Raw genomic sequence first — 12,456 nt, forward strand, 5'->3', positions numbered from 1 at the left:
TTTCAATCTACTATGTAGTTGGTCACCACGTAGCAATTTATCGAAAAGAGTTTTACTCAAGCTATTTTATTTGGAGTCGCATCCATTTTTGTTACTTTGCACATTTTATGAATGAATCAGTCTACAATCGCTAACCCTATAAATGCCTATATATAGTTTTCACCAAAAAGTAACGGATATTTAGCTCATGGAATAAAGTCTTCCCACTGTTGTTTGTAGTTTTCTGGATGGCTAACAAAGTTGAAAAGATCTGGATTCTGTTCATATTGATAATAGATGGGTATCCTTTTTTTAAGACCAAATTCGTGATATTCTCTGGGCTTTTTGATGAGCCATTCCGCAGAAGTGTAATGATCATTTTTCTTCCAAACCAGGTTGTTTCTATGGTCAAAAATAGGCACAAAAGCGAATCCTTGTTGCTTTTTTAGATCTGTATAATCGAAGGCATAATCTCGGACACACCAAGCACCGAAACACATAGTTAGTTCTGTCGAAGCATTGATCGTACAGTGTCCCCATCCTGGTGGAACAATGACGATGTCCCCTTTTCTTGCTTCAACGGCGTAACATTTTCCAGCGTTTTTTTCGAGGTTTTCTTGCATATAGATCAGAGCCTGTCCCTCTAAGATCTCGAATGTTTCTGGGGTGGACATGTGACTTATTTTCGAAATTGCATGTCGGTGTCCCTGACTTTTGATCGGTTCATTTCCAAGTTTACCAGCAGCATATTCGACTATGCCATATAACAAACCTTTTTGTTGAAGGGCATGTTGATCTTTCTTTTTTCCTATATCCATTGCGATCGTATAAACGATTTCTGGTCCGGAAACATGATCATTCAATAAACTATGACGAATATCTGCTAAATATCTGTGTTCTACTTCCACTGGTCCAAACATGTCCTCGCTGTAAACAAAACGTTTCTTTTTTTGATCAAAAAAGACATTCAACTCATGTTTTTCCATAAAACACCTCTTATAATCCTCGGATAAATGCTTGGATCACAGCCACTTTTTTAGTAGGGTCTCCTTGATTGACCAGTTTGTATTCTTTTAGTTGTTCTGGAACAATAAATGTTTCTCCATAATTGACATTGAAAGGTTCAAAGGCTCCCGTCAGACTTTCAACGGTAATTTTTTCTCCCTCCACTAAGTTCAGCATATTAACACTTTCCTTGGTTTTAACTTCTACCATATCTGAAAACCAATATCTTCGCGTCTCAATCAATTCCAGCTCGTTCAACCCAGTCTTTTCGATTATGCTATTGTCGGTTTCTTCGATCACTTCGATTTGATTGATCAAGTTTTCTTTTACCCAATTAGTGTCATAATCAATTTGGACATTTTTTTCCCCGTGTTTTAAATGGACAGGACGTGGTATCCCATCTAGTCCGACACGTTCCCAATCCCATAATTTAAAGGTAAAGATATAGGGTGTTTGGCTAATTTCTAATACAACTGTCTCTGGTCCGCCACAATGAATCGTCCCAGAAGGAATCGAATAATGGTCATGTTTTTTTACTGGGAAACAATTGATATATTTTTCATCTGGAAAGCGAAAATCACCTGTTGCTGCTTTTTTAAGATCTGCAAATAATTCATTTTTACTGATCCCTTCTTTGACACCTAAATAAATCGTTGATCGTTCATTGGCATCAAGTATATAATAGCTTTCATTTTGAGTATAATGCATTCCAAATTTTTCTTGGATGTACTCGACCATTGGATGAACTTGCAGACTGAGATTTCCTCCACCCACAGTATCTAGATAGTCAAAGCGGATTGGAAATTCTTTTCCAAAACGGGCCCGCACCTTTTTCCCAAGCAATTCGTCTGGAAATTGGTGAACTGCATTGATCGCAGGTATCTCGATTACCGTAGCCCCAAAACGCAAAAGTAAACTGTTTTCTTCTGGAACGCCGTCAAACGCCCATCCATAATTCTCAGCGGAAGGATCCAGATTAAACTGCTCTTTCATCCACTGGCCACCCCAAACGCTCGCATCAAAATAAGGAACTAACCGAAATGGCTGGGAGACTACCTCAGATAAGGCTTGACGATAATCTTTTCCTGAAACCATTTTTGGTTCATTTTTTTTATTGGTATCTAAAAGAAAATCAATATCATTGTATAATTTTTGTTTCAACCGATCTGCCATTCTCCATTCAAAAAAATAACCCCGTTTGAATTTTCTCAATGCATCCTCTTCTTCATTGGCTCCTCGCCAGTTGGGCATCCCTTTTCTGAAACGCAGTTGGATCTCCCATCTAGTTAAATCTGCATAAACTAAAGTTGTTGGTTCTTCTACTAAAAGAGAAGCTCCTGTTCCATATACAATCACAGGTTGTTTTGTGTTTGCTATCTTTTTTTGTAATTTTTCCCGTTCATAGCTCGGGAAAAACTCGGTCAATTCTGCATGGGACATCACGCCAAAAACGCGATCCTCAGTTAATGTCTTTTGAATCATTTCCGTCACTGTTTCTGCATCATAAGCATAGTCATCTGATCGGATCAGCAAATAATCATGACATTCTTTTCTAAGAGCGTCTTCTATTTCATCAAGATCAACTCCTGGATAGCACTCGATAACTATCCGTTGCTCTGTATTGTCTGTACTGTTTTTTCGCAATTGTTTAAAAATTGACTCATAGCCTTCCCAAGTGTCTGAATAATTTTTAATCGTTGTTTCTGGTTTCAAATTATAAGCCATGTTGTCTCTCCTTTTTGTCATATTGTCATAACATTAAATCAGAAAAACTCTTCCTCATTCTCTTCCTCGACCAACATATCGACAATACTTTCTTGCCCCGTTTTGATCGCATCCTGAGCGAGTTCTTCGCTGGTTTTATTTTCCCTAGACAAAATTGTATCTAGAACCATTGCTAAATTCATCCCAGAGTACATCTTGAACAATAAATTTTCAGACACGGCAATGTCTAATGCATTTGCTCCAGGCGATCCAGAAGGTATATCACTAATGATGATCCATTCTGTTGTTTTCTTTGCTTGATGGATTGTCTTCTTGATTAATTTACGGTAATTCTCGATCCCATCTGCATTTAATTCCACAGCATAAAAGTTTGCTTGTTCACCCGCAATAAATTCGGTTGCTTTTTTCATTCCTTCCGCAAGTCCAGAATGGCTAACTAATAAAACATTGATTTTCATTTCATCATCCCTTTACCAAGTATTAAAAGAATTGTGCGATGCCTACGCCGATAAAAGAAACTAAAAAGTATAAGCCAATCAGTTTCAGTGGCGATACTCCTTTTTTAGCCATCAAAAACCAAGAAAGAATAACTAGTAATAATGGAAGCAGACTTGGGAAGATCCCATCAATCAAACTTTGAATGTCAATAGACGCTTCACTCATTTTGATGACGATCGGCAACTCTAATTTCACATAACTAGCCGCAACACCACCGATCACGATTACGCCAAGAACAGAAAATGCTTGAGTGATCTGTTGGGCTTTTTTTCCTACGAATACATCGACAGATTCGGCCCCTAATTCATAGCCTTTAAAAAATAAAAAGCGTGTTCCTGCGATAATAATTGCATTGAAAGAAACAATGTAGAAAATCGGACCAAGGATATTTCCGCCAGCACCTAGCCCCATTCCTATTGATAATAAAATGGGAATCAGCATTCCTGGAATCATGGAATCTCCAATACCTGCGACTGGTCCCATCAAACCGACTTTCAAGCCGTTAATAAATCCATCATCGATTTCTTCTGCTCCCAACGCTCGTTGTTCCTCTAATCCACACACCACACCATTGATCAATGCGCCTACTTGTGGTTCTGTATTATAAAAAGCAGAGTGTCTTTTAAGTAATGCTTTCTTTTCTTCAGGATGATTTTTGTATAGTTTTTCTGCAATAGGCTCCATCGAATAAGCAAACCCGAAAGCTGCCAGAAATTCGAAACTCATTGCGACCAGATTGTACATCATCCATCTTACATAGGCTTTGTTTAGTGTTTTTTTATCTAATAATTGATAGGTCTGCTTTTCCATTTAAAATTCCTCCTCTTCATATCCGCCATCCGCTGCCATGGCTTCACTGCCATTATTGTTTGAAATTGCTTGATAATAGATATACGCTACGACACCCGCAACCACTGCCAAAGCAATCATATTCAATTTCAAAAACACAACACAGATGAAACCGAATACAAAGAAGAGTAATAAGATGTTTTCTTTTACAACAGCTGTCAAAAGCATTACGATCCCAATCGCTGGTAGCGCTCCGCCTAGAACACTCATCACATCGATCAAATATTGTGGCATACTTGCCAACAGTTGGGAAGCAAAGGAAGAACCAAAGTAAACCACTAAGAAACATGGGATTGCTCGCAATGCAAAGTTGAGAATTTGTGGTCCGACAACCGTATTGACAAAAAAGCCCCGATTATCTTTTTCTTCTATCGCTTTTTCCGCTCTGTGGTTCCAAAAAGAGTTTGCTACTTGATAAAAATTGAAAACGATCGTTCCAATTACACCAATTGTGGTTGCCATTGTCACTGCTACTTCTGTCGAAGAACGTGATAAAATCGCTAACGCAATGGCTGGATAAGCCACGAAATTTAAATCAGCTGGCATTTGCCCACCTGGTGTAACCAATGCGATATAAACAGCTTGAACAGCAATACCAATAATAATTCCTTGTTTAACATCTCCTAAAATCATTCCAACTAAGAAACCTGAAACCAATGGTCGTGTCAACGTATACCAACCACCGGTAACACCGAACAGCCAAGGTGTACTCAAAGCGCCCAAATAACATAGGATCGCAATCATTGATGCTTGAAAAAATAACATATTTCTCCCCCCTGTTTACAAAATTTATTAGTTTATTTCTTTACTTACTTCTTTCCATGATGTTCCTTTTGAATCTGGGACTAGCTTAAATTCAATTTCCATACCTAAAGAATCTAATTTCTCAAAGGCAGCAATTTCTTCTGGCGTCACTGCTGCATTGGGACCAATTTTTTGCGCATTTTCTCGGGCACTCATTGGACCAACATTCAACTGTGGACAAAGAGAAATAAAATCTGAACCGTTTTCATAAAGTTTTACAAGTGTTTCTGGTGTTTTGACGATCAGGAAATAGTTTTTCTTGCTTTTTGCGATCTCTTCCCATTTCTGTCCTGTTTTATCAACAGTCATGACAAATCCTTTTAACGGTTTTGGGACTGCTGCTTTCAGTACTTTAGATAAAACTGGATTATTTGCTGAAGGATCATCGACCGCGATGACACCGTCACATTTTCTTTCACTCATCCATCTTGTTACCACTTGTCCATGAATAATTCGATCGTCTACTCTAATAAATGATATTGCCATTTTCTCCAACTCCTCTATTGTTATTATGTTATGACATTACAAACTATTTTTTATTTCTAAAAATAATCATGCTTGCTATTTGTTAATTTCCGGTATACTTTTCTGGTAAAACTGATGAAATGTAAGGCTTATTACCAGAAAAGTTTCCCGTTTTTTGCTTATTCAATTCAGTTCGACATAGTAACGGTATTTATCACCAATGTAGTAACAATCACTGATTTCTTTAAAATGGCCGTCTCTTTCCGCAGTCATTCTAACACGTTTCAAGATAGGCGTTCCTTTTTCAATATCAAGAACGGCCTGTAGTTCAGGCGTTGCAGCAATCGCTTCGACGTATTCTCGACTGTCATTAATAAGGATGCCGAATGTTTTCAAATAATTATAGAATGAGTCATAATAATCGTCGCTATCCAACGAAAAATCATAGATATACGGGATATGTGTGACGAAATAGGCGAAAGCTTCCCCTTCTGAGGTACCGCGAATCCTTCGAAGTTGCAAGACTTTTGATCCTTTTTCGATAGATAGTTGTTTTGCCATCTTATCCGTGGCTGAAATCAAGTCCACTTTTGCATAAAGTGTTTTTGCTTGCTTTCCTAACTCTTCCATCTCTTTAGTAAAGCTTCGAACCATCGTATAATGTTGTTTTTCATCCGAGTGGTCATTTGTTAATACAAATGTTCCTTTCGCTCGTTCACGGTATAGATAACCGGCACGTACTAGTTCATCGATCGCTTTTCTAATCGTGATTCGGCTAACATTATAAATCTCGCACAGTTCAAGCTCAGCAGGTATTTTTTCTCCTTCTGCCCATTCTCCCGATGAGATCTTAAACCGCAGATCTTCCGAGATTTGGCTATATAGTGGTGAACTCCCACTGTCTTTGAAAAGCTGTTTCTTCATTTTTTCACCTCCATCATTGTTCTATTGTTATAACAATAATACAAGAAAGCGCTTTAAAAAGCAATAAGAAAAAAGAAAATTTGGAAAAAAATCCTTTTGACTAGTTTTCCCACCCCATAAAAGGCGTTGTCGTTTCAAGAAATTCGCCAGTTAGCTCTTTATCCAGATCTGGTCTTTCTATCACCAAAACACAAAACTTTTTGAGGAAGCGTGTTTCACAATTTGGCAATGACTGATCTTTTTCGTTATGATTCCGTTATATTCCAGCACCCCTATTAGGCCTGATTGTGTCAATGCTACCATTACTTACTATCATTTCTTATAGACTCTGCCATTGTACCAAAAAACTTGAAACTCAGGGTTAATTGGCATGGCATACGATACTTATTTTCCCCTTAACTAATCATGGAATTTTAAAAATGAGACTAGGACAAGCTGTGAGCCCACCTAAAACTTGCAAAACTTGTCGTTTTCACGTACAACTTTTGGAGCACACATCAGCCAGTTGTCCTACTCTCACTTGATTCATGACTAATTATTTTCTGTTTTTTCCACTTCATCAGAGACAATCAAGACATCACATGGTGCTCGGCGGATGACATAGCTGGAAACACTACCTGTCATAAATCGTTCAACCGCATTTAATCCTGATTGACCGACCATGATCAAATCGATCGCATATTTTTTTGGTAAGTTGACTGCCATTGATTCTCTAACAGAACCATAAGCGACGATTCCTTCGATTTTTTGATAGTCAACTGTTTTTCCATAAGCTTTGCAGTCTTCGATCATTTGTTTCGCTGCTTCTGTTTGTTGGTCAACTAGCGTTTGATCTATTGGGACATAGCCCATGAAATTATAAAATTGTTGGTCGATCACATTTGCTACATAGACGGTTCCGTCGTTTCTTCGAGCAACCTCAACTGCTTTTTTAAAGGCAGAAAGTGCTTGCTCACTTCCATCGATCCCGACCAAAATATTTTTATATTCTTGTTCCATCCTGATCCCTCCTAACAAATATCCAGATGTTAGCCGTTCGTCACACGATTTAAAAAATCCTCGATTTCTTGTTTTGTTTTCCGATCTTTATTCACTAGACGACCTAATTCTTTACCGTCTTTGATCACTACAAAACTTGGGATTCCAAAAATGTTCCACTCAGCGGCTACATCTATGTATTTGTCACGATCGACTTCAATAAAACGCCATGCGGCAAAATCATTTTCTATTTCTGGCATTTGAGGCTTGATAAAGCGACAATCGCCACACCAATCTGCGGTAAAGAAAAAGACACTGTTCCCTTTTTCAACGTAACCTGCTAATTCTTCTAAGTTTTCTGGAATAATCATTGCTGTCCCTCTTTTCTTCTTATATTTAAATTATACACCTTTCTTTAAAAGTCACCAACTCCTAACCAGTCCTCACTTTTGTATTCAAAAAATTCAGATGCTTCAACCAAAAAAAAACGATTCACCGATTTCCCCCGTATTTACTGACTGACGACAAAACAAGAAGAGACCGGGACAAAACTTGTCTCAGCCTCTTCTTAACTATTTATACTATCCTTCGCTTATCTCTGTTCCACGATCCATGGTTCTCGTTTCACTTCGTTTAAAGGATATATTCTTATTTTCCGTAAACGATCGTATTGACAGTCGATTTGTCTAATCCTTTTAATGTTTGGATCAACATCTCTCTTGCTGCTTCAAAGTCACGAATGCTAAACATTGTTTGATGTGTATGAATGTAGCGTCCTACGACTCCGATCACCGTACTTGGGATTCCTTCGTTTTGCGTATGTGCCGCACCTGCATCTGTGCCGCCTTTTGAGACAAAGTATTGATATGGAATGTTGTTTGTTTCAGCCACGTCTAATAAGTATTCACGCAAGCGTGGTAACATGATCAATCCTGGGTCTTGGATACGCATCAACGTTCCTTCACCTAGATGTCCGAATGTCCCTTTTTTCGTTACCGTATCGTCTGCTGCTGAGCAATCGACTGCAAAGAATAGATCAGGTTTGAATTTGTTGACAGAAGCTTTTGACCCACGTAAACCAACTTCTTCTTGCACGTTTGCTCCTGCGATCAATGTATGACCTAGTTTTTCATTTTGCAGCGCTTCTAGCGCTTCTAACACCATTGTACAACCATAGCGGTTATCCCATGATTTACTGATAATATTTTTGCCATTAGCCGTTTTGATGGTTTCAGCGAATGGTACGATCGTATCGCCTGGCAATACGCCAAAGCTCATTGCTTCTTCACGTGATTCAAAACCAGCATCAAATAAGATATCTGTCACTTCCACTGATTTTTGACCGCTTGTTCCACGTAATAAATGTGGTGGAACAGAAGAAGAAATACATGGGTAATTTTTGCCAGAAGAAGTCTTCAATGTGTAGCGTTGAGCAGAAACCACATACGGATTCCAGCCACCTAAAGGTACAACTTTGAATAAACCGTTGTCCTGGATTTGGGTTAGCATAAATCCTACTTCATCCATATGAGCTGCAACCATCACACGTGGGGCATCTGCCTCTTCATGTTGGCGTAAGCCAAAGATTCCACCTAAACCATCTAGTTGTAATTCGTCCACTAAGGGTTCCATGTGCGCTTCCATATACGCACGAATGTCTTGTTCAAAACCACTTGTTCCTTGAAGTTCTGTTAACTCTTTGATTCGTTGAAATGTTTTTTCATCCATAATAAAGTTCGCCTAAGATTCAGACTATGCTCCTCTCAAATTTATAGTTGACTGACTAATTTGTATTGCTCTTAGTCAATCACTCACATTTATTATAGCTTATTTTAATTGATAGCGGTTATTTATTTCTAAGAAAAACACAGAGTATGGTAGAATAAATGAAGATAATCTTTTTGGACAAAGAAGGAGGTAAGACGTATGTATTCTGAAGAATGTGAGTCAAATAATTTTAAAAACGGTCTTGCTATAGGTATCGGACTTGGTTTAATCAGTGGCATCACTTCAATGGTTTTGTATCAACGTAAGAAAACGTTATCAGCCGATCAAGTCTTAGAACAAGTCAAAGAATCATTCTTAAAAGAAGGCTCCATCGAGGGGTCTTGGATCTCATTTGAAAAAGAACCGACTAGAAAATTTGCGATCCATTCCAAAGCTTATCGTGGAGGGATTTCCCGCCTGGAAGATGGCGAAATCATTTGCTACGAATTTTTAGCGGATGCGTATACCGGCACCGTGTTAGAGATTTCAAGAAAAAAGAATGAATTGATTTAATAAAGCGAAGCCTCAGCCATCACCATTAACATAAAAATAGTGGTTTTATACGGGGCTTTTTACAATAGAAACAAAAAGAAGTGAAAATTCTCTCTAGGTACTAGCATTTAAGAATTTGATACAGTATTCTTAATAGAGATTTTGTTTTCTATGATTTAAGGAGAGTGAAAAATGGAACAACAAGAGAAAATTGCTGTTCTGATTCCTTGTTATAATGAAGAAGCGACGATTTCAACAGTCATTGCAGACTTTAGACGAGAATTACCGGAAGCAGAGATTTACGTATATGACAACAATTCGACTGACACCACCTATGAACTTGCCGTGGCGTGTGGGGCAATCGTCAAAAAAGAACCAAGACAAGGGAAAGGAAACGTCATTCGGCAAATGTTTTTTGATATTGATGCAGATTACTATCTCATGGTGGATGGTGATGATACCTATCCTGCCGAAGCGGTGCATGGATTACTGGATAAACTTCGCTCAGGTGAAGCGGATATGGTAATTGGTGACCGACTTTCAAATGGGACTTACTTTGACGAAAACAAACGTCCGTTTCATGATTTTGGGAATAATTTAGTGAAAAACACAATCACACGATTATATAAAACAAAAATACGAGACGTCATGACAGGCTATCGAGGATTTAATCGTATTTTTGTCAAAAGTTTCCCGATCATGAGTTCCGGATTCCAAATCGAAACTGAGCTGACGATCCATGCCTTAGACAAAAAATTCAAATTGGTCGAATTGCCGATCGATTACCGAGACCGTCCAGAAGGCAGTGAATCGAAACTGAATACATTTTCTGATGGATTTAAAGTGATCATGATGATCGTTAAAATGTGGAAAGACTACAAACCATTGATGTTTTTTGGCATCTGGACCTTTTTCTTTTTTGTATTCGGCTTATTTGCCGGTGTTCCAGTGATCCGAGAGTATATGCTGACTCACTTTATCACACGGGTACCTTCTGCTATTTTAAGTACCGGATTGATGATCCTTGCCTTACTTTCATTAGTTACTGGGTTGATTTTAGATACTGTTGTAACGAATGCCAAAAAAGAATATGAACTAAATCTCTATCATGTCTATCATGAATGTCGAAAGCAAGAACAACAGAAATAACGTAGAAATAACCAAAGAAACTAGCTGGGAAGAATCTAGCTTCTTTGGTTATTTTTTTGCTTTTTGATACGCTAGTTATTTAGCTGTCCGAATCGTCACAAACTTCGCTACTACATATTCTTCCACACCGTAAGTTCCATTTTCCCGACCAAAGCCTGAATGCTTGACCCCTCCAAATGGCGTAGCTGAATTTGAAATAGCTGTATCATTGACACCGACTATCCCATATTGGAGTTTTTGGCTAACATTCGCGATCGTGTGGATATTCGTTGCGAAGAAGTAAGAAGCTAACCCAAAGATGGTATCATTGGCGTCTTTGATCACTTCCTCTTCTTCCTTAAAAGCAATCAACGGAATCACTGGTCCAAAGGTTTCTTGATAAAAGATGTCCATTTCCTTCGTGACACCATCCAAAACAGTGGGTTCAAAGAAATAACCATGCGCATACTCGCCTTCTGTCAGTCGTTGCCCACCTGCTAAAATCTTGGCTCCTTTATCTACGGCATCTTTGATTTGTTCTTCTACCTTTTCTACACCTTCTTGATTAATCAAAGGACCTGTCGTTGGATCATCTAAGCCATTACCAACGGATACTTGTTTGATTTTTTCGACGATCAATTTCGTAGCTTCTTCTTTGATTGCTTCATGAAGAAAAATTCGATTAGGCGACGTACATACTTGTCCGTTATTGATGAATTTTGTTTTGATCAATTGATCCGTTGCTAATTCTAAATCTGCATCTGGAAAAATAATCAACGGCGCATGTCCGCCTAGTTCCATGGAAACTTTTTTCAACGTTGATGCTGCTTGTTTATTTAAGATTTGACCTACTTCTGTCGAACCAGTGAAAGTGATTTTTTGCACGTCTTCTGATTCGGTTAGAATTTTACCGATCGTTGAGGAGTCTCCAGTCACGATATTGACGACCCCTGGAGGAAAGCCAGCTTGATCAAAAAGCTCCATTAACGCCAATGCAGAAAGCGGTGTCGCTTTTGCTGGTTTTAAGATAACCGTGCAGCCAGCCGCGATTGCTGGAGATATCTTGCGGATAATCATATTGGATGGAAAGTTCCAAGGAGTGATTGCACCTACTACTCCAACTGGTTCTTTACGTACTTGCCATTCATTGGTTGCCGGAGAAGGAATGATCTCGCCTAAGATTCTTTGCCCTTCGGCAGCATTCCACCGTAAATTTTCAACGTTCGTGTTGATTTCTGAAGCAGCTTGCTTGAATGGCTTTCCTTGTTCCATCGTCATGATCGTAGCTAAACGTTCACTGTCTTCTTCCACTAGATCTGCCATCTTGTTCATTAATTTTGCCCGTTGAGCAGGAGAAGTTTTTGACCACTCTTCAAATGCTTTCTTAGCGGCTTTGATTGCTTCGTGTGTTTCACTTTCTCCACCTTTTTGAACATTCGCTAAGGTTTCACCTGTTGCAGGGTTGATCACCTCGAAGGTACCTTCTGTTCCTGTCTGCCATTTGCCATTGATATAAAGACGAGTTTCGACTTTTGGTAAATCTCTTTTTGCCATGTGTCTCTTTCCTCCTTCTTATTCGGTACAAATCTACCCTAACACGGTTAAATTTAAAGCTCAAAGCATACGCATCAGATGACTTTCCTGCTTTTTGTTTTTAGCTGATTTCTGAATCTACTGCAGGTGCCATCATAGCTGATCCTCTTTGATTCGCTGCTCCTATCGATTCAGTTAAGCTCGGGATAGTTCCAAATTTCGCCTATCCAAAACCATTATATTTTCCACACTTTTAGTGTTTTTATTCGAAAATATTATAAGATAATAAAATACTTTATGTTGGAGTGA

13 protein-coding genes are annotated in these 12,456 nt (G+C 38.6%); 2 read left to right on the forward strand and 11 right to left on the reverse strand.

The window, feature by feature from the left end:
* Positions 1-185: 185 nt before the first annotated feature.
* From IGK21_RS11395 to pepA, 10 genes are all read right to left on the reverse strand, one after another.
* A complete protein-coding gene (locus IGK21_RS11395; RefSeq protein WP_053766233.1) occupies positions 186-965 on the reverse strand; it encodes a glucose-6-phosphate isomerase family protein in 780 nt (259 codons plus the stop codon).
* 10 nt (positions 966-975) lie between these two features.
* Complete coding sequence (locus tag IGK21_RS11400; RefSeq protein WP_063627580.1) at positions 976-2,709, reverse strand: class I mannose-6-phosphate isomerase; 1,734 nt, start codon at positions 2,707-2,709, stop codon at positions 976-978.
* Positions 2,710-2,747: 38 nt separating this feature from the next.
* A complete protein-coding gene (locus IGK21_RS11405; protein WP_053766231.1) occupies positions 2,748-3,167 on the reverse strand; it encodes a PTS sugar transporter subunit IIA in 420 nt (139 codons plus the stop codon).
* A 22-nt stretch (positions 3,168-3,189) separates the two neighbouring features.
* Complete coding sequence (locus tag IGK21_RS11410; RefSeq protein WP_053766230.1) at positions 3,190-4,017, reverse strand: PTS system mannose/fructose/sorbose family transporter subunit IID; 828 nt, start codon at positions 4,015-4,017, stop codon at positions 3,190-3,192.
* Entirely contained in the window at positions 4,018-4,821 is an 804-nt protein-coding gene (locus tag IGK21_RS11415) for a PTS mannose/fructose/sorbose/N-acetylgalactosamine transporter subunit IIC (RefSeq protein WP_053766229.1), read from the reverse strand.
* Between the two features lie 27 nt (positions 4,822-4,848).
* A complete protein-coding gene (locus tag IGK21_RS11420) occupies positions 4,849-5,346 on the reverse strand; it encodes a PTS system mannose/fructose/N-acetylgalactosamine-transporter subunit IIB (protein WP_063627581.1) in 498 nt (165 codons plus the stop codon).
* Positions 5,347-5,508: 162 nt separating this feature from the next.
* The gene (locus tag IGK21_RS11425) at positions 5,509-6,249 is read right to left on the reverse strand and encodes a GntR family transcriptional regulator (protein ID WP_053766227.1); all 741 of its coding nucleotides are present in this window, start codon (positions 6,247-6,249) and stop codon (positions 5,509-5,511) included.
* 531 nt (positions 6,250-6,780) lie between these two features.
* Positions 6,781-7,248 (reverse strand): universal stress protein, encoded by a 468-nt coding sequence (locus tag IGK21_RS11430; RefSeq protein ID WP_053766226.1) that lies wholly within the window; start codon positions 7,246-7,248, stop codon positions 6,781-6,783.
* Between the two features lie 29 nt (positions 7,249-7,277).
* Entirely contained in the window at positions 7,278-7,598 is a 321-nt protein-coding gene (locus IGK21_RS11435; RefSeq protein WP_002317106.1) for a thioredoxin family protein, read from the reverse strand.
* Positions 7,599-7,875: 277 nt separating this feature from the next.
* Positions 7,876-8,955, reverse strand: a complete 1,080-nt coding sequence (gene pepA / locus IGK21_RS11440; protein WP_010720947.1) for a glutamyl aminopeptidase — start codon at positions 8,953-8,955, stop codon at positions 7,876-7,878.
* 198 nt (positions 8,956-9,153) lie between these two features.
* Here pepA and IGK21_RS11445 point away from each other — a divergent pair, with 198 nt between their 5' ends.
* Entirely contained in the window at positions 9,154-9,507 is a 354-nt protein-coding gene (locus tag IGK21_RS11445) for a PepSY domain-containing protein (protein WP_002317104.1), read from the forward strand.
* A 171-nt stretch (positions 9,508-9,678) separates the two neighbouring features.
* Positions 9,679-10,635, forward strand: a complete 957-nt coding sequence (locus tag IGK21_RS11450) for a glycosyltransferase family 2 protein (protein WP_002317103.1) — start codon at positions 9,679-9,681, stop codon at positions 10,633-10,635.
* 75 nt (positions 10,636-10,710) lie between these two features.
* Here the strand turns inward: IGK21_RS11450 and IGK21_RS11455 are convergent, their stop codons facing one another.
* The gene (locus tag IGK21_RS11455; RefSeq protein ID WP_181915131.1) at positions 10,711-12,168 is read right to left on the reverse strand and encodes an NAD-dependent succinate-semialdehyde dehydrogenase; all 1,458 of its coding nucleotides are present in this window, start codon (positions 12,166-12,168) and stop codon (positions 10,711-10,713) included.
* Positions 12,169-12,456: the final 288 nt, after the last annotated feature.

The organism is Enterococcus sp. DIV1421a, assembly GCF_051711025.1.
Classification (GTDB): domain Bacteria; phylum Bacillota; class Bacilli; order Lactobacillales; family Enterococcaceae; genus Enterococcus_B; species Enterococcus_B hirae.